The sequence below is a fragment of the Luteimonas sp. AC640a genome (assembly GCF_979256585.1).
Genome location: NZ_CEEDOV010000002.1, coordinates 103,721 through 123,701, shown reverse-complemented (window position 1 = coordinate 123,701; position 19,981 = coordinate 103,721). Strand labels below are relative to the sequence as shown.

The following is a 19,981-nucleotide window of genomic DNA, read 5'->3' as shown; positions in this document are numbered from 1 at the left end:
TCGCCAATCCGGGCGCGCCTCGCTATCGTGTGCGGCCCTGCAGCGTGTGGAGTCGGCAATGCGGATCCTGGTCACCGGCGGCGGCGGCTTCCTCGGTCAGGCGCTGTGCCGCGGCCTCGTCGAACGCGGCTTTGATGTCACCAGCTTCAATCGCGGGCACTACCCCGAGCTCGATGCGATCGGCGTGCGCCAGGTGCGTGGCGATCTGGCCGATGCGGACGCGGTACGCGCTGCGGCGCAGGGCATGGACGCGATTTTCCACAACGCGGCCAAGGCCGGCGCCTGGGGCAGCTTTGATAGTTATCACCAGGCCAACGTCGTCGGCACGCAGAACGTGCTCGAGGCCTGCCGCGCGCACGGCATCAGCCGGCTGGTCTACACGTCGACGCCGAGCGTGACCCATCGGGCGACGCATCCGGTTGAAGGCGGCACCGCAGACACCGTGCCCTATGGCGAAGACTTCAAGGCACCGTACGCGACGACCAAAAAGATCGCCGAGCAGGCGGTGCTCGCGGCGAACGGACCGGACCTCGCGACCGTCGCGCTCAGGCCGCGGCTGATCTGGGGGCCGGGCGATCAGCAACTGCTGCCGCGACTGGTCGAACGTGCGCGGGCCGGGCGTCTGCGTTTCGTCGGCGACGGCGAGAACCGCATCGACACCACATACATCGACAACGCGGCGCAGGCGCATTTCGATGCCTTCGACCATCTGGCGCCGGGCGCGGCCTGCGCCGGCCGTGCCTACTTCATCAGCAATGGCGAGCCGACGACGGTGCGCGAGATCGTCAATGCGCTGCTCGCCGCCGCCGGTGCGCCGCAGGTCACCAGGACACTTCCGTTCGGCGCGGCGTATGCAATCGGTGCGATCTGTGAATCGGTCTGGCCGCTGCTGCGTTTGCAGGGTGAGCCGCCGATGACACGCTTCCTCGCCGAGCAGTTGAGCACCACGCACTGGTACGACATGGCGCCGGCGACGCGCGACTTCGGCTACGTCCCGCGGGTCACTCTTCACGAAGGACTCACCCGGCTGAAAGATTCGTGGACAGGTACCTGACCGTCACCTGATCGCGACTCCGCCGGGCATAGGGTGACCCCCGAACCGCTCACGGGAATCAGGAGACCACCCATGCTTCGTTATGCAGTCATTTTTCTTGTCGTCGCCATCATTGCCGGTGTTCTCGGCTTCAGTGGTGTCGCCGGCGCCGCCACCAACATCGCCTGGATCCTCTTCGTCGTGTTCCTGATCCTGGCCGTGATCTCGATGCTGCGTGGCCGCGGACCGTAACGTCCCAGCCCGATACGTGATTCGAAACGCCCGCCTTCCGGCGGGCGTTTTCTTTTGGGGACGCGCCGACCTTCGCACGCGCCAATGTCCCTCGCGCATTGCGCGTAGCGCCACGGAATGGACCGCTACAATGCGGCCATGGCCGGATTCCCTCCTTCTCCTTTCGCGGCGCTCAAGCCGATCGCCGGACGCGCGCTGGAAACCGCGCTCAACCAGGCGCTCGCGCTCGATGCCGACACGCGCACCGCGCTCGCCGGACTCGACGGGCAACGCATCGCGCTGACCCTCGCCTCGCCGCCGATCGCGCTGGAACTGCGCGTCGACGGTGAGCGCCTTCGCGTCGGTCCGGTCGACGACGCGGTGGAGCCCGATCTCGCCGTGCGCACGACAATCGCCGGCGTGCTGTCGCAGCTGCCGTTCCTGCGCCGCGACGACGCGCCGCCGATCGGCAAGGTGCGGGTGTCAGGTGATGCCGAACTCGCGCGCCGGCTGCAGAAGCTCGCCGGGCGTTTCGATCCGGATTGGCAAAAGCCGTTCGTCGCAGTCTTCGGCGAGGTGATCGGCGTGCAGGTCGCCAACGCGTTCGCCAGTGCGCTGCAGCAGGCGCAGGGCCTGGGCCGCACGCTGACTGAAAGCGCGGTGGAGTACGTGACCGAGGAATCGCGCGACGTGCTCGGCCGCGACGAACTCGAAGCCTTCAACGACGACGTCGACGTGTTGCGTGATGACGTCGAGCGACTCGCGGCGCGCGTGTCGCGTCTGTCGCGCGGGCCGGCTGCATGAAGGGTCTGCTGCGCGCCTCGCGTATCGGCCGTGTGCTGCTGCGCTACCGTCTCGACGATCTGCTCAACGACACGCCGGCCGAGCGCTGGCTCAAGCTTGCGCGCCCGTTCGTGCCGCGTGCCTCGGCCGACATCGCCGCGCAGTCGCGGGGCGCGCGGTTGCGTCTGGCGCTGCAGGAACTCGGGCCGATCTTCGTCAAGTTCGGGCAGATCCTGTCGACCCGCCGCGATCTCGTACCGCCGGACATCGTCGACGATCTCGCCCTGCTGCAGGACCGCGTGCTGCCTTTCGACGGCGCGCAGGCGCAGGCGATCATCGAGCGCGAACTCGGCATGCCGATCGCGCTGGCCTATGAGGCCTTCGACACCACACCGCTGGCGTCGGCGTCGATCGCCCAGGTGCACGCGGCGACGCTGCCGGCCGACGATCGCAATCCGCGTCGCGAGGTCGTGGTCAAGGTGCTGCGCCCCACGATCGAGAAGCAGATCGCCGCCGATATCGCGCTGCTGAAGAACCTCGCCGCGCTGGTCGACCGCACGCATCCCAATGCGGACAAGATCCGCCCGCGCGAAGTCGTGGCCGAGATCGAGAACACGCTGGCCGCCGAACTCGACCTCCAGCGTGAGGGCGCGAACGCGTCAGTGCTGCGCCGGTTCTGGACCGGTTCGCAGGATCTCTACGTGCCCGCGCCGGTGTGGGAACGCACGACCCAGCGCGTGCTCACGCTTGAGCGCGTGCACGGCATTCCCAGCGACGACATCGCCGCGCTCGACGCGGCCGGGATCGACCGTAAGGCGCTCGCGGCCAAGGGCGTGCGCGTGTTCTACACGCAGGTGTTCCGCGACAACTTCTTCCACGCCGACGCGCACGCCGGCAACATCTGGGTGGACCCGGACCGCAAGACCAATCCACGCTTCATCGCGCTGGATTTCGGCATCATGGGCCAGCTCTCGCGCGAGGATCAGTACTACCTCGCCGAGAACTTCATGGCGATCTTCCGCCAGGATTACCGGCGCATCGCCGAACTGCACATCCAGGCCGGCTGGATGCCGGGGCACATCCGCATCGACGAACTCGAAGCCGCGGTGCGTTCGGTGTGCGAACCGTATTTCACCCGGCCGCTGTCGGAGATCTCGCTCGGCGAAGTGCTCGGCAAACTGTTCCGCACCGCGCAGCGCTACCAGCTCACCCTGCAGCCGCAGTTGATCCTGCTGCAGAAGACGCTGCTGAGCATCGAAGGCATCGGCCGCCTGCTCGACCCGAAGCTCGACATCTGGGCGGTCGCCAGGCCGGTGCTCGAACGCATCCTTGTCGAACGCTACAGCCCGCAGCGTCTGGGCCGCGAATTCCGCGACCGCCTGCCGGAACTGATCACCCAGGCACCCGACATGCCGCGCCTGCTGCACGGCTGGCTCAAGCAGCAGGTCGAAGGCCGCCACGAACTGCGCATGCGTTCCGACGATCTCGCTGCGCTGACCGCGACGATGCAGGGCATGCAGAAACGCATGGTCGCCGCGATCCTCGGCGTCGGCCTGCTGATCGTCGCCGCGGTGCTGTACGCGCTGGAAGCAGGTGGGCCGAGCTTCGTCGGCCTGCCGGTCGCGACCTGGGTCGCGGGCGTCGGCGGGCTGTGGGCGCTGCTGGCCGCATGGCCGCGGCGCTCACCGGTGTATCTGCGGGATTGAGCGCTCTGAAGCCCTCCTCCGTTCTACGGGGGAGGGTTGGGTGGGGGCAATCCGTCAGCGCTGGCGATATCGAATAGTGCGATAGATCGAGGTGTCGCCCGGATCATTTCGATGCATGCGGAACGTTCGCCCCCACCCAACCCTCCCCGCACGCGGGGGAGGGCTCAAGCGGACTTCTTCGCACGACATTCCGTCGCACGCGCACAGAGCCAGTCCCGCTCGCGCGGATTACGCGCCAGCGAGGCCGCGCGTTCGAACGCATCCGCCGCATCCGCGTGCCGCCCCAGCTTCGCCAGCAGATCGCCGCGCACGCCCGGCAGCAGGTGGTAGTCGGCCAGCGCGTCGTCGCCGGACAACGCATCGACCAGTGGCAATGCAGCTGCTGGGCCGGCGGCCATCCCGATCGCGACCGCGCGGTTGAGCGCGACCACCGGTGAGCCCGTCAGCGCGAGCAGTTGGCCATACAGCGCAGCGATGCGTGCCCAGTCAGTGTTCTCCGCGGCGGGCGCGAGCGCGTGGCAGGCGGCGATCGCGGCCTGCAGTTCGTAGCCGCCGGGCGTCGCGGTGGCGCGCGCGGTCTGTGCCTGCGCCAATGCCGCGAGTCCCGCATCGATCAAGCCGCGATCCCAGCGCGTGCGATCCTGGTCGGGCAACAGCACCGGATGACCGTCGGCATCGGTACGAGCATCGAGCCGCGACGCCTGCAGCGCCATCAATGCGACCAGCGCATGCACCTCGGCTTCTCGCGGCATCAGCGCCGCCAGCACCCGCACCAGCCGCAGCGCTTCGGCGCACAGATCGGGACGCGCCCAGTCGTCGCCGCTGCTGGCGGCGTGGCCTTCGTTGAACACCAGATACAGCACGTGCAACACCGCCGACAGCCGCGGCGGCAGGTCCGCGCGCTGCGGCAGCTCGAACGGCGTGCCGGCGTTCGAGATGGTTTTCTTGGCGCGCACGATGCGCTGGGCGATCGTCGCTTCGGGCACCAGAAACGCGCGTGCGATCTCGTCGGTGGTCAGACCGCCGATCAGGCGCAGCGTCAGTGCGACCTGCGATTCGACGGTCAGCGCCGGATGGCAGGCGACGAACATCAGCCGCAGCACGTCGTCACCGATCACGTCGTCGAGCGCGTCCTGCGCGCGCGCATCGGATTCGCGCTGCGCCTGCTCGATCTCGCGTGCGAGTTCGGCGTGGTGCGCGTCGCGGCGCTGGCCGCGACGCAGGCGGTCGATGCCGCGGTTACGCGCGGTGGTCATCAGCCACGCGCCCGGATTGTCGGGCAGGCCGTCCTGCGGCCAGCGTTCGAGCGCGGCGACCAGCGCGTCCTGCGCCAGTTCCTCGGCGAGATCGAGATCGCGGACCACGCGCATCAGGCCACCGATGATCTTCGGCACCTCGTCGCGCCAGAGCGTTTCGATCGTACGGTGCAGCGTGGCCGTGTCCATGGGCGGCGATGACAGCACCCCCCGCGCCGCACGGCAAGCCGCGCTGCGGCGGGGGACTCGCGCGCGTGCGAAGAGCGGCTGCGGCGCGCACGTTCGCGTACTCATGCGTTCGGGAACGCGGCCATGTCCATGTGCATCACCTCCCACAGATGGCCGTCGGGGTCGGCGAAGCCGTGCTGGTACATGAAGCCGTGATCGACCGGTTCGGCGGTGACCGTGCCACCTGCGGCACGCGCCTTGTCGACGATCGCATCGACCGCGGCGCGATCGGGTTGCGACAGCGCGATGATCGCGCCGACATGGCCCGGCGGTGGCAGCGGCAATTTCGTGAAGCTCTGGAAGAACGGCTTGACCAGCAGCATGACGAAGCTGTCGTCGCCGATGATCATCGCGGTCGCGTTCTCGTCGGTGAACTGTGGATTGAACTGGAAGCCGAGCGCGGTGAAGAAGCGCACGCTGCGGTCGAGGTCTTCGACCGGAAGATTCACGTAGATCTGAGGTCGGTGCATGGCGGTGTTCCTGTTGTTGGATACGGTGAAATTCAGCAGCCTTGCTTCGAACGCATCACCATCCACCCGGTGCCGAAGCGGTCGACGACCATGCCGAAGCGGTGTGCGAAAAAGGTCTCGGCCATCGGTGCACGCACCTCACCGCCGTCCGACAGCGCGGCGAAGATGCGCTCGGCCTCCGCGTCGCTGTCGACGCCCAGATTGACGAACGTGTGGGGCGCCGCCGGCAGCGGCGTGCCCGGCGGCACGTCGGACGCCATCAGGAACTGGTCTCCGATCGCGAGATGGCCATACATGATGCGATCGGGCGCGCTGGGTGCGCTGTCGGAGACGGGCGGCGCGTCGCTGTAGGGCATCAGCACCGGTTCGCCGCCGAGCACGGCGGCGTAGGCCATGAACGCGTCGGCACAGGTGCCGTCGAAGTACAGGTAGGGATCGATGCGCATCGGCGTCTCTTCGAAAGGCCGCCGGCTGGCGGTGTCATGGGAACGACGCACCGGGGCATCGAAAATCGACATCGCTTCGAGCACGGAACGCGCGCCTGCCGACACGGCGCGTTCCGGAGCCGCCCGCTAAGCTGACCGGCCCGTTCCGCACCGAGGAGACGCCGATGCGCCGCCCCCTGATGTTGTTGTTGCCACTCGCCCTGGCCGCCTGCGGCGGGTCCACACCGCCGGAAGGCGCCGCCGCGCCGCCCACGCAGGCCGCCGCCGATGCGATCCCCGACGCCGCGCCCGCCGATCATGCGAAAACGCTTGCGGCCTATCACTGGCGTCTGGTCGATGCGACGAGCAGCGACGGCGCACGCATCGACGCCCTGCTCGATGGTGACGGCGAAGCGCTGCAGCTGGATTTCACCGATCGCGGTCTGAGCGTGTCGAATACCTGCAACCGTATGGGCGCGAACGTGGCGCTCGACGACGACCGCCTGACGGTCGACCAGGTGATCTCGACGATGATGGCCTGCGCCGATCCGCAGCTGACCGCACGCGAGCGCGAGATCGGCCAGCGTCTGCCCGGCACGCATCGCATCGCGCTGCGTGGCGGTGAGCCGCCGCGGCTCACGCTGCAGCTCGAGAATGGCGACGTGCTCGTGTTCGAAGGCGTGCCCACACCGGCCACCCGCTACGGTGGCGAAGGGGAGACGGTATTTCTGGAGGTCGCGCCCGAGCGCGTCGCCTGTAGCCATCCGCTGATTCCCGATCACCGTTGCCTGCAGACGCGCGAAGTGCAGTACGACGACGAGGGCGTGCGCTCGCCGGGCGACGCCGAATGGACGCCGCTGTATCAGGATATCGAGGGCTTCACCTTCGAGGACGGCGTGCGCAACGTCGTGCGCGTGCAGCGCTTCGACGTGGCCGACCCGCCGGCCGATGCGCCATCACAGGCTTACGTGCTGGATATGGTGGTGGAGTCGGAGCGCGTGGATCGCTGACGCGGTGCACCAGGTCCAAGCGACCTGCTGCCCTCACCCCAACTCCTCTCCCCGTGGGAGAGGGGCTATGGGTCTCAAGCAACGTCACTGGCGACGAAGGCAATCGCAACGCCGATCAGGATCAGGGCTTGGCAGGGTTGGGATGCAGCGCATAGCTGCCCCAGGTCGTGGTTTCCGCCAGCACGTGGCCCTGCACCGCGCGCAGCACGTCGCCTGCGGTGAAGCGTTCCGGCACGTCGAGCGTGGTGACATCGAGCGCGAACAGGCGGAAGAAATACCGGTGCGTGCGCAGGTCGTTCGGCGGCGGGTACGGGCCGTCGTAGCCAAACCAGTCGCCGGCCAGATCCGGATCGCCGTCGAACCAGCCGGTGTAGTCGTTGAGCCCCTGGCGCGCGCCGTCGGGCCCCGGCGGATTGCGCTTGCCACCCTTGGTCACGCCGTCGCTGGCGCTGCCCTCGGCGATCGTGCGCAGATCGGCCGGCAGATCGACGACCGCCCAATGCACGAAGGTGCCGCGCGGGTGTTCGACCGGAATCTCGACGCCGTCCTTGCCCGCCAGTGACGGATCGGTCGGCGCGTCGGGATCGAGGCACAGCAGCGCGAACGAACGCGTACCCGCGGGCACGTCGTCCCAGGCGAGATGCGGGTTGCGATTGGCGCCGAAGCCGTCGGGCGCGCCGACGGCGAACGTCGCCGCGATCGGCTGGCCCTGCTCGAAACTGTCGCTGTGAAGTCGCATGGTGTCTCCGCTGGAAAAGGATCAGTCCTGACGGTAGCCCAGGCGCACTGCAACCGGCGTCAGTGCGGCGAACGGGCCGGCCAGTGCCTCGCGGTAGGCGAGCCAGCGCCCGGCCGGAATGCGATCGGGACCCAGCAGTTCGCGAGGCGGCGTCGGGAACGCGGGCACGCCGAGTGCTTCGGCGAAGCGCGCGGCCAGACGTTCGAGATCCTCGCCCGGCGCGTCGGTGCGCACGACGGTGTGCGGGAACAGGTCCTGCTCGATCACATCGGCGATCTGCGACAGATGCGCGGCCAGCCATTGCGCGGCGCTGTCGACATCGGTGATGCGCAAGGCCATCGGCGCGCCGTACGCGAACCACTCGAGCAGCATGTCGCGCGGGTCGCGCAGCGCGAACAGCAGGCGCGCCTGCGGGAGCTGCGGACGCAACGCCAGCAACCAGGCGTTGTCCCAGAACGGGATCCAGTCGACGACCGCGCCGTTGGCGCCGATGCCGCGTGCGGGCAGCTGCGACAGCCAGCCGTGCGCGACCTGCGCGGCGCTGAAATCACCCCGGGTCAGGCGCGCCGGCACGTTGGTGTCCTGGAACGGATCCTGGACCGCGCTCGAGAACCGGTCCGCGCGGAACTCGGGCAGTGCGCGCTGCAGCGCGTTGGCGACGCGGTCGACCTGGGAGCCCGGTGCGCCGTAGAGGAACACCGCAGGTGCCCGCGGGCCCTCGACGGTCGCCAGCTCGGGCCAGCTCGCCGGCGCGGCGGTGAGCGCGGGGGGCAGACCGACCTGCGCCGTTTCCTCGACATTGAGGTCGAGCCACGTCGCGATCGCGTCGGTCGGACGATCCGCCGCGTCCTGGGCCGTGCCGATCCAGCGGCGCAGCATCAGGCGCGCCTGTGGACTTGCGGCCGGCAGCAGGCCTTCGACGAAGGTGACGGCCGCGCCGGGATCGCGGTCCAGCAGGCGGTTGAACAGCAACTGGTTGGCGTTGCCGTGGCCGGGCTGCAGCGTGGTGATCCTGCGCGCGGTCGCTTCCGATGCCTCGTGCGCGCCGGTTCCCGATTCCAGCGCGAGCTGCGCCTGCAGGGCCGGCAGATGATCGGGACGCGCCGCGTTCCAGCGCGCGATGATCGCGGTCGCCGCTTCGCTGCCGAACCCTTCCATCGCCAGACGCGCGACCCACAGGTGATCCAGCTCCGGGGATTTTTCGAGCGCGCCGTCGAGCGTGGCCTGCGTCTCTTCGGTGTTGCCGGTGGCTTCCCACAACAGCAGCAGGCCGTTGGTCGCGCGGTGCGAATCGGGATGTGCAGCGAACGCGGCCTGCAGCAACGGCGTCGCGCGATCGAAGCGCTTCGCCTGCAGTTCGAGCTCGCCGGCGAATGACTGCAGCGATGGCGTCGCGTGCGCGGGATCCGCCAGCAGCACGGCGAGCTCGTCGGCTGCTTCGGCCGGACGCCCCTGCTGCAGCACGATCTGCGCGAGCAGGCCGCGCAGCTGCACCTGACCGGTCTTTTCGATCAGGCGGCGGAACGATTGCTCGGCGAACGCGAAGTGACCCTTGGCGAGATACGCGAAACCGAGCGCACTGATCACCTGCAGATCGTCCGGCGCGCCCTTCGATGCCGCCGACAGCAGCGTCAGCGCGCGATCGTGGTCATTGCGGCGCGAGGCCAGCACGCCTTCGAGCATCAGCGTCCACGGATGCTCGGGTGCGACGCGCGCAGCGAGTTTGGTCTGGCGCTCGGCTTCGTCGAGATCGTTGCGGCCGATCGCCATCTGCGCCTGGACGACATAGGCGCCGAACTGGTTCGGATCGAGCGCGATGGTCTGCGCCAGCGCGGCCTGCGCCCCGCCCAGATCGCGCGTGTCGAGCAGCATGCCGGCGCGCAGGAAATGCAGTTCCGCGTCGTCGGGCATCTGCGCGATCGCTGCATCGATCGTCGACAGCGCGGTCTCGCGCTCACCGATCGCACGGAACGCGAGTGCCGCCGCGCTCAGCGTCTGGATGTCCTTGTGTCCGTCGGCCAGGGCCTGGCGGGCGAGCGCGGCGGCTTCGGCATTCGCGCCGCGGCGCAGGGCTTGGTAGATCTGTTGCGACATGCTGGATATCCCGGCGCGAAGCCGACCAAAGGCAAGGCCGGGCATTGTAGCGGGCGGGGTGGGGCGGGTTCGAAGCGCGGATCACAGGTGTTGAACGCAACGACGCGCGCGGGCAAACCGCTGAGACGCACGACAATCGCGAGCCCGTCGCCCCAGCGCAGGCTGGGGCCCATCTTGTTCTTCGTTCCAGGACCGACGTCGGTGTGGCCCCTGGAATCAAATTGGGCGATGTGCAATCCGGCGGTTGCGAAGCGCTTCCACCTGCAAAGTGCGTGGCCCGTCCAACCGGTACGCGAAACTCAGCCGCCCTGCGCACCTGCGTGGATCGCCGTCGCCAGCCGGGTGCGCTCCGACGACGTCCGCGCCGCATCGGCGTGTGCGTCCAGGCGCGCGGCGACCCATCGCTCGGCGAAACCGTCGAGATGACGGTCGAGCAGGAAGCCGCAATGCCCGCCCCAGCGGCTGATCTCCAGCCGCGCATGCGATGGCAACGCCAGCGCGTGGAAGGCATCCAACGGAATGACCGGATCATCCGCCGACATCAGGATGTCGACCGGCACCTGGAGCGCCGACAGACGATCGCCTGCCACCGAGTAGCCATCGAAATAGTTGTCGAGCGTGCCGAAGTCGGTATGCGTGCGCACCAGCCAATCGGTGAGGTCGCGCAGCCCCAGGCTCAGCGTGGCGTCATCAACGTCGAGATGATCGGGAAACAGATCGCGCTTGCGCCGCAGCGAGGCACGCCAGGTGCGTTCGAAGTGGCGCAGGTACAACTGGTGGTGACCCACCTCCATCTGCAGCATCGTGCGCGCCGGATCGATGACCGGGCAGACCGCGGCGATGCCGGCCAGCTGCAGACCGGCCGCCGGTGCACGCAGCGCGAGTCGCAGCGCGAAATTGCCGCCCAGCGAATAGCCCGCCGCGAGCATCGGCCGCGGATCGAAGCGCGCGGCGATGTCGACTGCCGCGTGCACCACTTCATCGATGCGGTTGGAGTGGAAGATCGCTTCGTTGAGGTGGTGACTGTCGCCGTGGTCGCGGAAATTCAGCCGGAACACCGCGTAGCCGAGATCCAGCATCTGCGCCGCGGTCTGGCGCATGTAGCTCGATTCGCTGCTGCCTTCCCAGCCGTGCAGCAGCAGTACGAGTCCACACGGCGCGCGGCCGGGCACCACGCTGTGCAGGCCGTGCAGGCGCACGCCTTCGCCGCCGTCGACGAGATGTTCAGTGGTCACCGCGCCGGTCGCGGCGAGTGCCTGCGCGCCGCGGCGCCGCCGCCACTGGCTGCTGCCGAGCGCCGTCTGCAGATGCGGATTGCGCAACCAGAACGGCGGCGTGTACTCGCTGCCGCCCACGCGCATGCCCTCCGCGGCGAGATCGCCCGCATCCGTCTCCGGTGACGGACGCAAGAGATTCACTCGCGTGCGTCCAGCGCCGCGACGATGCGCTCGCGCGACACCTCGGCCAGATGTCGGCGGCCTTCCGCGTTGGCCGGCAGGATCGGTTCGAGGAACGCGACCTCGGCATCGCGGCCAGGCTCGCCGAGCAGACGGATGAAGTTCGCGAAGAAGGATTCGCGGGGGCCGAACGCGACGATCGTCTGCGCCGAGCCGTGCCGTCCATAACGCAGCGCCACCGGCTGCACTGGCACGCTGGTGTCTACCGCCGCCAGGAAGATGCGCGCATGGAACGGACCGACCGCATCGCCGCCGCGTGTGCGCCCTTCCGGGAACACCGCGACCGGACGCCCGTCACGCAGCCGAGCCACCATCTCTTCGAGTACGCCGCCCAGCGATTCGGTGCTGCCGCGCTGGTGGAAGATCGTCTCGCCGCGCGCGGCCAGCCAGCCGACCACTGGCCAGCCGGCGATTTCGCGCTTGGCGACGAAGCCGACCATGCGCTGGCTGTGCAGGGCGACGATGTCGACCCAGCTCACGTGGTTGGCGACGAACAGCACCGCGCCTGGCAACGGTGTACCGCTGCGATGCACGCGGAAACCGAACACCCACATCAGCCCGCCCTGCCACCAGCGGATCATGCGGTGGTCGACGCGCTCGCCACTGCGCAGCCGGCGCCGGCCGATCGGCGGCAGCATCGACAGCAGCAGAATCGGCAGATGGATGCACAGGTGCCACAGCAGGACCGGCACGCGCACGCAGTAACGCAACACGCGCGCCGGCATGTCGCCGGCGTCGGCGCGAACGGAAGAAGCACTCATCGGTGCACGATACCCAAACACGGCACCGCGCGCTGTGCGCGCAGGCTCACGGTTTCGGCACTACCGCGAGCGTGAGCCGCGAGATGCACACCAGCTTGCCGGCCGCATCCTCGATGCGGATCTCCCAGACCTGGGTGCTGCGACCGACATGCAGCGAACGCGCAGTGCCGGTCACGATGCCGGCGCGCACGCCGCGCAGATGGTTGGCGTTGATCTCGATACCGACGACGCCGCAGCCCTCGGGCGCGGACAGGCCGCCAGCGCTGCTGCCGAGGGTTTCGGCCAGCAATGCGGAGGCGCCGCCATGCAGAAGTCCGAACGGCTGATGGGTGCGGCTGTCGACGGGCATCGTCGCGCGCAGGAAGTCCGGGCCGATTTCGGTGAAGACGATGCCCAGCGCGGCAATCGCCGTATTGGCGGACATCGCGTTGAGCTGGTCGAGCGAAGTGTCGCTGCGGAACATGCGGGGAAGGCTCCGGGGGAAACCCGGCAGCTTAGGCCGTTGTGGGCCGCCGCGCCGCGCGACCGGCGGAATGGCGCGTCGCGATGGCGCGCGTACCGGTCGCGGATGATCGATGCAGAAGGGCCGCGCGGATCAGACGATGTGGAAGCGCGTCGGCATGGCGCTGTCGCGGACTTCGACACGGAACGGGCTGTCGGCGTGGCTGCGCGCGGCGCGGACCTGGGCATGGAAGCGCGCAGGCTGGGCGACGCAGGCCGGGACCGAAACGAACGTGTCGGCGGAACGGATGGCGTGGATGCGGAACATGGCGGAACTCCTGAGGATCGGTGGAACGCTTCAGGCGCCGGTGCTGATCGGAGGATCAGGCGATGCGGAAGCGCGAAGGGCTGGCATTGGTGACGTAGCTGCGCGGGGCGCCGTAGCTGCTGCTGGTGCCGTAGCCGGTGCCGGGCTGGCGGACGGGGCGAGAAGCGGCCACGGGGACGAGATGGGCGGCGGCTTCGACGATGGCGTGCATGCGGGTCATGGCGGATCTCCTGGGTGGGCGGGATGTCGAATCAGGCGACGCGGAAGCGGGACGGAACCGACGCGGCGGCGTAGCTGCGCGGCGTGCCGTAACCGCTGCTGCGGCCGTAGCCGAGGCCGAACTGACGGGCCTGGCGGAGGGCGACGGGCGGGGCGAGGTGGGCGGCGGCGTGGACGATGGCGTGCATGCGGGACATGGCGAGATTCCTGAAGAGATGCGTGGGATGCGAGATGGATCAGGCGACGCGGAAGCGGGCGGGGCCCGGTGCGCTGTTGTAGCTGCGCGGGGTGCCGTAGCTGCTGCTGCGGCCGTAGCCGAGGCCGAACGGGCGGACGAGAGCAGCGTTGGCGTTGCGGGCGGCGGGGGTGGTCTGGGTCTGCATGGCGGTGTCCTCGGGGTCGTTGTGCTTCGGTGTGTTGGTAGACTACAACACCACTGTTCGATAACACCATGTGCAATGAGTCATGCCCTGCGAATTCATCAGATCTGTTTATTCTGTGTTCATCTAAGTGGCGTGTTAGCGGCCTTTTCGTGCAACCAGGACGGCTGGGCATCGCAGAACGTGACCGTGCGGAGCCGGCCGCGCAGGCGCACGGCCTTGACGGCCGTCAGGGCATCCGGTCACTGGGAATCGAAGGCAGAACCTCGAATTTGCATCGGATCGAGGCGGCATGCAGTCCATCGGGCGGGTCGAACGCAGCGACCCGCCGTCGCCCGCGCCGCGCCGCGCCGCGGGCAGGGTCAACCCGAGTCGCGCTTCAGAGAATCGGCACGAGCCCGGCGCCGAACGCGGTGAAGATCCGCGTCAGCAGGCTGCGGAAGCCGAGGCTCACTTCCGGGAAGTCGCCGACCGCGACGTAGCACTCGCGGAAACCCGGGGCGTCCGGCGGCAACGGCGCCGGGCACTCGGGCCCGGGCTGGAACTCGAAACTGGTCGCATAGCGCGTCGGCCACAGATCGAAGATCGGCAATCGCTCGGAGACCTTGGCCATCGAATAGTCGACGCCCGAGAACACCGGCGGCGGATCGCGCCGCGCGATCGTCCAGGAATTCTCCGGCGACATGTCGCGGCGAATGCTCGCGGCCAGCCGCTGCGCGAAGCGCGCATCGTCGATGACCACGGCGCTCTCGGTATTGAGGTTGTCGCCCCGGGGGTCGAAGTTGTGCGTACCGACCACACCGATGCGGTCGTCGATGACCAGCGACTTCGCGTGCAGACCCATGCGCAGACCCGTGCGGTTCAAGGGCACGCGCCGGTTCACGCCGATCCCTGCGTAGCGCAATGCCGAGTACTCGCGCGTCAGCGGCGCCGCGTTCGCCGGACGCGTGGCCAGGACCTCTTCGCGCGTCGTCGCCGCACCTTCGGCGCCGCTCTCGTCGAGATTGACGCTCCCGTCCGAATTCCACGAAATGCCCACCGCGCCGGTGACCTCCAGATCGATCGGCGCGTCTTCCGGGAACGGCTTGTACTCGTGGATCTGGAAGCCGAAGTCGCGCAGGTGCCGGCGCTTGTACTTGTACGACAACGCGTAGGTGATGAACGAATCCGTCGCCGCCAGGCTGTTGGTCGACACCACGACCTGCGGCGCGTCGGTCTGCGCATGCAGATCGAAGAACATCTGTTCAGCAGGTTTGGACAGCACCAGATACGGCGTCTGCAACAGCACCTCGTCTTGCGCCGATTCGATCAACTCGCGCAACCGGGGCGTCGCGGCGATCGCGGCTTTCGATGCTTCGCGGTTGCGACGATGCTTGGAGGGCAGATCACCGATGAACTCGACCTGCCGCACCTGCAACGCCGTGTCGGCCAGGCGCTCATGCACGAGCGTCGCATCGCCGGCGTCTTCCAGCATCGCCGCCACGCGCTGCGGACGCTCGTAGTTCTGGAACGACACCGGCGGGACACCGTTTCGCAGCAGATGACGCCCGATGTCGGTCAACTGCTCGAGCGGCGTGCTCAGCGGTGCATGCCAGAACGCGATGAAGTTGTCCTCCATCGCCTCGACCACCGGCCCCGCGATCAGCACGTCACGGTCGCGGAAATTGAACGTGTCGCTCCAGTCGAAATAGTCGTCCTGGTAATTGCGGCCGCCGGTGATGCCGACCACGCCGTCGATCAGCAGCGCCTTGCTGTGCATACGTTGATTGAGCCGGCGCCAGCAGCAGGCGGCGGCCAGCGCGTACTGCGGATAACTGATGCGCGCGCGGCTCAGCGCGGGATTGTAGACCCGCATCTCGAAATTGGTGTGCGCGCCGGCGAGCGCGGTCAGAGTCTCGACCGTGCGCATCGCCGCGAGCTGGTCGACCAGCAGCCGCACCTGCACGCCGCGCCGCGCGGCCGCCAGCAGTTCTTCGAGCACGAGATGGCCCGAGTCGTCTTCGTCGAAGATGTAGGTCTGCACGTCGATCGTGCGTTGCGCGCCACGGATCAGATCCAGCCGTGCGAGCAACGCGTCCTGGCCGTACTCCAGCAGCAGCGCGTAATGCTGCGGCGCAGCCGGCGTGCTGCGCGCCACCGCCCGGGTGCCGAGATCGCGCAGTGGCGAGGGCGCCGCGCAGGCGTCAGCGCGATCGCACAGCACCTCGGTCGAACGCGCTTCCACCGCGATATGCGCCGCGGCGTCGCGCTTGGCCGGCGACAACGTGGTGCAGGCGGCGGTCGCCAGCGTCAACGCCAGCAGCAAGGTGCGGGTGACGAGGTGCATCAGCGGGCGTCCAGTGCGCGGATCCGTAGCGTGAAGCGCACCTGGTCGGCGAGGGCGTAGCTCCAGCGGTCCATCGCGTATTGGCTACGCCGCACGTCGCCTTCGCCGACCACGTCGCAGTCGAGGCCCGGGCGCGCGCATTCGGCCGCGGCAATCCGGAAGGTTTCCCGGCGCGCCACGCCACGGATACTCAGGATGCCGGTCATCTCGCCGCCGTCGCGTGCCAGCGTGGCCGGGTAGGGGTCGGACGTGAAGCGGACTTCGGGAAAGCGCGCGGCATCGAACACGCCCGGCCCGCGGGTGATGCGGGTATAGGCGCGGCTGTCGATGATCTCGACGCTTTCGGCATCCAGGATCAGTCGCACCTGATGGCGGCCATCGGCCAGCACGGCGATGTCACCGCGCCAGTCGTCGAAGCGCCCTTCCAGCTGTTGACCCCAGCGGGTCTTGAGGCTGAAACCGATGTCCGATCGCGTGAGGTCGAGCGCGATCGTGTGGCCGGGCGCATCGGTCGATGCAAACGCAGGCGCGACGCAGGCCGCCGACAGGCACAGGCCTGCGAGCATGCGCAGCACAGAGCCGGCGGCGTGGGACATGGGCGAAGTGGCGGTGGTGGACGAAGCGGCAGTGGACGAAGCGGGCGCCGGTGCGCCTACGGCCACCAGAACGCCGACAGTTCGGCGACGGCAGGTTCAACCGCGGCGCCCGTTGGCAAGGTCAGGACCGCAATGCCGCCCGGCGGCATGCCGCGGTATTCGCCGGTCTGGCCGCTGTGCAACAACGCGGCCAAGCGTTCCAGGCCGGGATTGTGGCCGACCAGCAGCAGGCGACCAGTATCGCGGTGCTCGTCGAGCAGCGTCGCCAGGGTGCCGGGCGTCGCTTCGTAGATCGACTGTTCCAGGCGCTGGTCGACGTACCCGATCGCGCCGAGCACCGCTTCCAGTGTCTCGCGCGTGCGGCGCGAGGGTGAACACAGCACGCAGTCGGGCACGAGCTGTTTCTCGCGCAGCCAGCGACCGGCGGCTTCCGCTTCGGCCAGACCTTCGGCCGACAGGGGCCGGTCGATGTCAGCTTGCCCGGGCAGGGCGGGATCTGCGTGGGCGTGGCGGAGCAGGATCAGTTCGCGCATGTGTGGTCGGCGGCCTCGTGTTGTGACTTCATGACGGGCGGAGCGTTCGGATGCGGTGAACGCGTCGGCGGACAGCCTACTTCCGGACCCACTTCAGCAGCGGCGCCCAGTCGTCCTGATGGTCGCGCACCTGCGCCGAATGGTAGTCGAACAGGCTCTTGCCCAGGCCCACCAGCATCACGTAGGCCTGGCTGTCGCGCAGCTGCGCCACCACCGGATACGGCCACTGCGCCAGCAGCGCGAGCGCCTGCTGCGAGGCATTGGTATGCGGCCGCAGGCGGTTCGCGACCAGGCCCACGCGGGTCTGGCCGCGGCGAATGCGCGGATGCTTGGCCAGCGTGTTGAGGAAGCCCACCGTCGCGTCGATGTCCAGCGCCGACGGCAGCACCGGCACGACGATCGCGTCGGCGATTTCCAGATACGCATCCAGATCATCGGCCATCGCGCCGGCGGGCGCGTCGATCACCAGCCGCGTCGCGCCGTCGGGAATCGAGGCCAGCACCTTCTTGTGACGCGCGCTGCCGTCAACCGGCAGCACGGCGGCTTCAAGACCGGCGCGACGCTCGGCCCATCGCGTCGATGACTGCTGCGGATCGGCATCGACCAGGACCGTCGACTCACCGGCCAGCGCGGCGTGCGCGGCGAGATGCGTGGCGATTGTGGTCTTGCCCACGCCGCCCTTGGAACTGGCCACCAGTACCGTCTTCATCGAAGTCTCCGGATCGGTTCGCATCGAGCGTACACCGCCCGTGCGAACCCCGCGACCGCGGGCCGCGCTCACGCGTGGACGGGTCTGTCTCGGGTCGCCGCCCGATCCGGTGTGTGCGGGACACGTGAACACGCCCTACCATCGACATCCCCGATCGCGAGCGCGTCGCGCCCATGAGTGAACTGCAGGACCTGGCCGCGCTGATCCGGGCCAACACGCCGTTGATCGTCGTCGAGACGCCGGACGAGCCGCGCGCGGTCGAGCTGTTCCGGCAGTCGTTGATGCAGGTCTGGCGCGCGCTGTACCGCTGGACGATCACCGAGGGCCTGCGCCGCATCGATCTCGATGGCGAGTCGGAGACCGACACCGCCGCCGATGCCAGCAACACATTGGCTGCGATCCGCGACGCCGACCAGCGCGGCATCTACCTGCTGCTCGATTTCCATCCCTACCTCGGCTACGCCGGCACCCAGCGCCAGCTGCGCGATCTGGTGCAGCGCCGTCATTGCCTGCCGCACGTGATCGTGCTGGTCGGCCACAAGGTCGAACTGCCGGCGGATCTCGAAACCATGGCCGTGCGCTTCCGCCCGCGCCTGCCCGATGCCGACGCGCTGCTGAAACTGGTACGCGAGGAAGCCACGGCCTACCAGCAGGAACACGGCGGCCGCCGCGTCGAAGCCGACGCCGATGCGGTGCGCCAGATCGTGCGCAACCTGCAGGGCCTGTCGCTCGGCGACGCGCGACGGATCACCCGGCAGTTGATCCACGCCGACGGCGCGCTCGCGCACGACGACCTGCCGGCGCTGGCCAAGCTCAAGTTCGAACTGCTCAACAAGAGCGGGCATCTGCATTACGAGTACGACACCGCCGGCTTCGCCGATGTGGCGGGTGCGCGCCGGCTCAAGCGCTGGGTCGAACAACGACGTCGCGTGTTCGTCGAAGGCGACGCGCCACCCGGTCTCGACCCGCCCAAGGGCGTGCTGCTGCTCGGTGTGCAGGGCTGCGGCAAGTCGCTGCTGGCGAAAGCCATCGCCGGCGGTTTCGGCGTGCCGCTGGTGCGGCTGGATTTCGGCACGCTCTACGACAAGTACCACGGCGAGACCGAGCGCAACCTGCGCGAGGCGATCGCCTCGACCGAACAGCTCGCGCCTTGCGTGCTGTGGATCGACGAAATCGAGAAAGGCCTGGCCTCGAGCGGCGACAGCGACGGCGGCGTCTCGCGCCGGGTGCTCGGTTTCCTGCTGACGTGGATGGCCGAGCGCAAGTCGAAGGTGTTTCTGGTCGCGACCGCCAACCAGGTCCACGACCTGCCGCCGGAACTGCTGCGCAAGGGCCGCTTCGACGAGACGTTCTTCGTCGATCTGCCGAGCGCCGACGTCCGCGCCGAGGTGTTCGCCGTACATCTCGCACGGCGCGGCTTCGACGTCGCGGACTTCGACCTGCCATTGCTCGCGATCGAAGCCGAAGGCTTCTCCGGCGCCGAAATAGAACAGGCCATCGTCGCCGCGCTCTACGCTGCGCACGCCGCCGGCGCTCCGCTGTCGCAGTCGATGGTCATCGAATCCCTGCGCGACACGCGCCCGCTGTCGGTGATGATGCGCGAACAGGTCGACGCCCTGCGCAGTTGGGCGCGTGAGCGTACGGTGCCGGCGGATTGAGTCGCGGCCCGAACTAGATGTCCCGATCGGCAGGAGGCCGGATGAAGACTCGACACCTTGCACATTGCGGAATTGCGGCGTGCCTGTTCATGGCACTCGCCGCATGCAGCCATCGCACCGCACAGGTCGAACGCGCGATGGTGCTGCCGCCGATGGGGCAGGTGCATACGGTCGAATCGAATCAACGTTTCCTGATGGCGACGCCGATCCAAGATCCCGATCCGTCGTTTCCGGCAGACGCGAGCCTCGAAGGCGAGTTGCAGGTGTGCGTCGGTTTCGTCGTGGACGCTGACGGCGTGGCCCAGGATATCGTCGCCGATCGCGAGGATATGGGCTGTGCGAATCCCGACGACGCTACTGCAACGCCGTTCGTCGATGCCGTTACCGCAACGCTGCGCAGTTGGCGCTACTTCGGAGCGGCGATCTGCACATTCCCCACTGGCATCGATCCGGACTCGGATCCCCGTTGCGAGGGCGCAGACGCCCAGGTCGATTCTGTGCCGATCCGGCTGCGCTATACGTTCACGTTCTCGTCCGAACGGGGAGGCCGCGTGTCGCGGAAGACGGCCACCACGATGTCGGCCAGATGAGCCCGATC

23 protein-coding genes are annotated in these 19,981 nt (G+C 68.5%); 7 read left to right on the top strand and 16 right to left on the bottom strand.

Features of this window, described 5'->3' with window-relative positions:
* Positions 1–58 precede the first annotated feature (58 nt).
* The 4 genes from oleD to ubiB all read left to right on the top strand — a co-directional run bounded on the left by oleD (position 59) and on the right by ubiB (position 3,753).
* On the top strand, positions 59–1,054 hold the full coding sequence (oleD, locus tag ACZ9YD_RS01300) for a 2-alkyl-3-oxoalkanoate reductase (protein WP_465073335.1): 996 nt from the start codon (positions 59–61) through the stop codon (positions 1,052–1,054).
* Positions 1,055–1,126: 72 nt separating this feature from the next.
* Entirely contained in the window at positions 1,127–1,285 is a 159-nt protein-coding gene (locus tag ACZ9YD_RS01295) for a DUF1328 domain-containing protein (protein WP_082387634.1), read from the top strand.
* A gap of 138 nt (positions 1,286–1,423) precedes the next feature.
* Positions 1,424–2,068: a ubiquinone biosynthesis accessory factor UbiJ gene (locus ACZ9YD_RS01290; protein ID WP_465073334.1), complete on the top strand. Its 645-nt coding sequence runs from the start codon at positions 1,424–1,426 to the stop codon at positions 2,066–2,068.
* Positions 2,065–3,753: a ubiquinone biosynthesis regulatory protein kinase UbiB gene (gene ubiB, locus ACZ9YD_RS01285; protein ID WP_465073333.1), complete on the top strand. Its 1,689-nt coding sequence runs from the start codon at positions 2,065–2,067 to the stop codon at positions 3,751–3,753. The genes ACZ9YD_RS01290 and ubiB overlap by 4 nt, the downstream gene beginning before the upstream one ends.
* Positions 3,754–3,917: 164 nt before the next feature.
* On the opposite strand, the gene ACZ9YD_RS01280 is transcribed toward ubiB, so the two are convergent.
* From ACZ9YD_RS01280 to ACZ9YD_RS01270, 3 genes are all read right to left on the bottom strand, one after another.
* Positions 3,918–5,198 carry an RNA polymerase sigma factor gene (locus ACZ9YD_RS01280; RefSeq protein WP_465073332.1) on the bottom strand — a complete coding sequence of 427 codons (1,281 nt, stop codon included), beginning with the start codon at positions 5,196–5,198 and terminating at the stop codon, positions 3,918–3,920.
* Positions 5,199–5,299: 101 nt separating this feature from the next.
* Positions 5,300–5,707 carry a VOC family protein gene (locus tag ACZ9YD_RS01275; protein WP_465073331.1) on the bottom strand — a complete coding sequence of 136 codons (408 nt, stop codon included), beginning with the start codon at positions 5,705–5,707 and terminating at the stop codon, positions 5,300–5,302.
* Between the two features lie 32 nt (positions 5,708–5,739).
* Positions 5,740–6,153 carry a VOC family protein gene (locus ACZ9YD_RS01270; RefSeq protein WP_465073330.1) on the bottom strand — a complete coding sequence of 138 codons (414 nt, stop codon included), beginning with the start codon at positions 6,151–6,153 and terminating at the stop codon, positions 5,740–5,742.
* 164 nt (positions 6,154–6,317) lie between these two features.
* Here ACZ9YD_RS01270 and ACZ9YD_RS01265 point away from each other — a divergent pair, with 164 nt between their 5' ends.
* The gene (locus ACZ9YD_RS01265) at positions 6,318–7,142 is read left to right on the top strand and encodes a DUF4377 domain-containing protein (protein ID WP_465073329.1); all 825 of its coding nucleotides are present in this window, start codon (positions 6,318–6,320) and stop codon (positions 7,140–7,142) included.
* 121 nt (positions 7,143–7,263) lie between these two features.
* Here ACZ9YD_RS01265 and ACZ9YD_RS01260 read toward each other — a convergent pair whose 3' ends face one another.
* The 13 genes from ACZ9YD_RS01260 to ACZ9YD_RS01200 all read right to left on the bottom strand — a co-directional run bounded on the left by ACZ9YD_RS01260 (position 7,264) and on the right by ACZ9YD_RS01200 (position 17,725).
* The gene (locus tag ACZ9YD_RS01260; RefSeq protein ID WP_465073328.1) at positions 7,264–7,881 is read right to left on the bottom strand and encodes a YbhB/YbcL family Raf kinase inhibitor-like protein; all 618 of its coding nucleotides are present in this window, start codon (positions 7,879–7,881) and stop codon (positions 7,264–7,266) included.
* A 21-nt stretch (positions 7,882–7,902) separates the two neighbouring features.
* Entirely contained in the window at positions 7,903–9,975 is a 2,073-nt protein-coding gene (locus ACZ9YD_RS01255; RefSeq protein ID WP_465073327.1) for a tetratricopeptide repeat protein, read from the bottom strand.
* Between the two features lie 299 nt (positions 9,976–10,274).
* Positions 10,275–11,330 (bottom strand): YheT family hydrolase, encoded by a 1,056-nt coding sequence (locus ACZ9YD_RS01250; protein WP_465073373.1) that lies wholly within the window; start codon positions 11,328–11,330, stop codon positions 10,275–10,277.
* A 59-nt stretch (positions 11,331–11,389) separates the two neighbouring features.
* Complete coding sequence (locus ACZ9YD_RS01245) at positions 11,390–12,193, bottom strand: lysophospholipid acyltransferase family protein (protein ID WP_465073326.1); 804 nt, start codon at positions 12,191–12,193, stop codon at positions 11,390–11,392.
* 46 nt (positions 12,194–12,239) lie between these two features.
* Positions 12,240–12,656, bottom strand: coding sequence for a hotdog fold thioesterase (locus ACZ9YD_RS01240; protein ID WP_465073325.1), 417 nt, complete (start codon positions 12,654–12,656; stop codon positions 12,240–12,242).
* Between the two features lie 132 nt (positions 12,657–12,788).
* Positions 12,789–12,962 (bottom strand): hypothetical protein, encoded by a 174-nt coding sequence (locus ACZ9YD_RS01235; protein WP_465073324.1) that lies wholly within the window; start codon positions 12,960–12,962, stop codon positions 12,789–12,791.
* A 55-nt stretch (positions 12,963–13,017) separates the two neighbouring features.
* Complete coding sequence (locus ACZ9YD_RS01230) at positions 13,018–13,182, bottom strand: hypothetical protein (RefSeq protein WP_465073323.1); 165 nt, start codon at positions 13,180–13,182, stop codon at positions 13,018–13,020.
* A gap of 31 nt (positions 13,183–13,213) precedes the next feature.
* Entirely contained in the window at positions 13,214–13,378 is a 165-nt protein-coding gene (locus ACZ9YD_RS01225; protein ID WP_465073322.1) for a hypothetical protein, read from the bottom strand.
* A gap of 39 nt (positions 13,379–13,417) precedes the next feature.
* A complete protein-coding gene (locus ACZ9YD_RS01220) occupies positions 13,418–13,564 on the bottom strand; it encodes a hypothetical protein (RefSeq protein ID WP_465073321.1) in 147 nt (48 codons plus the stop codon).
* A gap of 376 nt (positions 13,565–13,940) precedes the next feature.
* Positions 13,941–15,887, bottom strand: a complete 1,947-nt coding sequence (locus tag ACZ9YD_RS01215) for a phospholipase D family protein (RefSeq protein WP_465073320.1) — start codon at positions 15,885–15,887, stop codon at positions 13,941–13,943.
* The gene (locus ACZ9YD_RS01210; RefSeq protein WP_465073319.1) at positions 15,887–16,483 is read right to left on the bottom strand and encodes a YceI family protein; all 597 of its coding nucleotides are present in this window, start codon (positions 16,481–16,483) and stop codon (positions 15,887–15,889) included. Before ACZ9YD_RS01210 ends, ACZ9YD_RS01215 begins: the two co-directional genes overlap by 1 nt.
* Positions 16,484–16,539: 56 nt before the next feature.
* On the bottom strand, positions 16,540–17,016 hold the full coding sequence (locus tag ACZ9YD_RS01205; protein WP_465073318.1) for a SixA phosphatase family protein: 477 nt from the start codon (positions 17,014–17,016) through the stop codon (positions 16,540–16,542).
* Positions 17,017–17,092: 76 nt separating this feature from the next.
* Positions 17,093–17,725 (bottom strand): nucleotide-binding protein, encoded by a 633-nt coding sequence (locus ACZ9YD_RS01200; protein ID WP_465073317.1) that lies wholly within the window; start codon positions 17,723–17,725, stop codon positions 17,093–17,095.
* Between the two features lie 173 nt (positions 17,726–17,898).
* Here ACZ9YD_RS01200 and ACZ9YD_RS01195 point away from each other — a divergent pair, with 173 nt between their 5' ends.
* Both ACZ9YD_RS01195 and ACZ9YD_RS01190 read left to right on the top strand, forming a co-directional pair.
* On the top strand, positions 17,899–19,383 hold the full coding sequence (locus tag ACZ9YD_RS01195) for an AAA family ATPase (RefSeq protein ID WP_465073316.1): 1,485 nt from the start codon (positions 17,899–17,901) through the stop codon (positions 19,381–19,383).
* 41 nt (positions 19,384–19,424) lie between these two features.
* Positions 19,425–19,973 carry a hypothetical protein gene (locus ACZ9YD_RS01190; protein WP_465073315.1) on the top strand — a complete coding sequence of 183 codons (549 nt, stop codon included), beginning with the start codon at positions 19,425–19,427 and terminating at the stop codon, positions 19,971–19,973.
* Positions 19,974–19,981: the final 8 nt, after the last annotated feature.

Bases quoted from the DNA above. Each gene is read 5' to 3' on its own strand.
- ACZ9YD_RS01235 (WP_465073324.1), bottom strand. From the start codon at position 12,962: ATGTTCCGCATCCACGCCATCCGTTCCGCCGACACGTTCGTTTCGGTC.
- ACZ9YD_RS01190 (WP_465073315.1), top strand. From the start codon at position 19,425: ATGAAGACTCGACACCTTGCACATTGCGGAATTGCGGCGTGCCTGTTC.
- ACZ9YD_RS01255 (WP_465073327.1), bottom strand. From the start codon at position 9,975: ATGTCGCAACAGATCTACCAAGCCCTGCGCCGCGGCGCGAATGCCGAA.
- ACZ9YD_RS01295 (WP_082387634.1), top strand. From the start codon at position 1,127: ATGCTTCGTTATGCAGTCATTTTTCTTGTCGTCGCCATCATTGCCGGT.
- ACZ9YD_RS01260 (WP_465073328.1), bottom strand. From the start codon at position 7,881: ATGCGACTTCACAGCGACAGTTTCGAGCAGGGCCAGCCGATCGCGGCG.
- ACZ9YD_RS01200 (WP_465073317.1), bottom strand. From the start codon at position 17,725: ATGAAGACGGTACTGGTGGCCAGTTCCAAGGGCGGCGTGGGCAAGACC.
- oleD (WP_465073335.1), top strand. From the start codon at position 59: ATGCGGATCCTGGTCACCGGCGGCGGCGGCTTCCTCGGTCAGGCGCTG.
- ubiB (WP_465073333.1), top strand. From the start codon at position 2,065: ATGAAGGGTCTGCTGCGCGCCTCGCGTATCGGCCGTGTGCTGCTGCGC.
- ACZ9YD_RS01220 (WP_465073321.1), bottom strand. From the start codon at position 13,564: ATGCAGACCCAGACCACCCCCGCCGCCCGCAACGCCAACGCTGCTCTC.
- ACZ9YD_RS01240 (WP_465073325.1), bottom strand. From the start codon at position 12,656: ATGTTCCGCAGCGACACTTCGCTCGACCAGCTCAACGCGATGTCCGCC.
- ACZ9YD_RS01290 (WP_465073334.1), top strand. From the start codon at position 1,424: ATGGCCGGATTCCCTCCTTCTCCTTTCGCGGCGCTCAAGCCGATCGCC.
- ACZ9YD_RS01210 (WP_465073319.1), bottom strand. From the start codon at position 16,483: ATGTCCCACGCCGCCGGCTCTGTGCTGCGCATGCTCGCAGGCCTGTGC.
- ACZ9YD_RS01265 (WP_465073329.1), top strand. From the start codon at position 6,318: ATGCGCCGCCCCCTGATGTTGTTGTTGCCACTCGCCCTGGCCGCCTGC.
- ACZ9YD_RS01270 (WP_465073330.1), bottom strand. From the start codon at position 6,153: ATGCGCATCGATCCCTACCTGTACTTCGACGGCACCTGTGCCGACGCG.
- ACZ9YD_RS01225 (WP_465073322.1), bottom strand. From the start codon at position 13,378: ATGTCCCGCATGCACGCCATCGTCCACGCCGCCGCCCACCTCGCCCCG.
- ACZ9YD_RS01245 (WP_465073326.1), bottom strand. From the start codon at position 12,193: ATGAGTGCTTCTTCCGTTCGCGCCGACGCCGGCGACATGCCGGCGCGC.
- ACZ9YD_RS01215 (WP_465073320.1), bottom strand. From the start codon at position 15,887: ATGCACCTCGTCACCCGCACCTTGCTGCTGGCGTTGACGCTGGCGACC.
- ACZ9YD_RS01230 (WP_465073323.1), bottom strand. From the start codon at position 13,182: ATGACCCGCATGCACGCCATCGTCGAAGCCGCCGCCCATCTCGTCCCC.
- ACZ9YD_RS01280 (WP_465073332.1), bottom strand. From the start codon at position 5,198: ATGGACACGGCCACGCTGCACCGTACGATCGAAACGCTCTGGCGCGAC.
- ACZ9YD_RS01195 (WP_465073316.1), top strand. From the start codon at position 17,899: ATGAGTGAACTGCAGGACCTGGCCGCGCTGATCCGGGCCAACACGCCG.
- ACZ9YD_RS01205 (WP_465073318.1), bottom strand. From the start codon at position 17,016: ATGCGCGAACTGATCCTGCTCCGCCACGCCCACGCAGATCCCGCCCTG.
- ACZ9YD_RS01275 (WP_465073331.1), bottom strand. From the start codon at position 5,707: ATGCACCGACCTCAGATCTACGTGAATCTTCCGGTCGAAGACCTCGAC.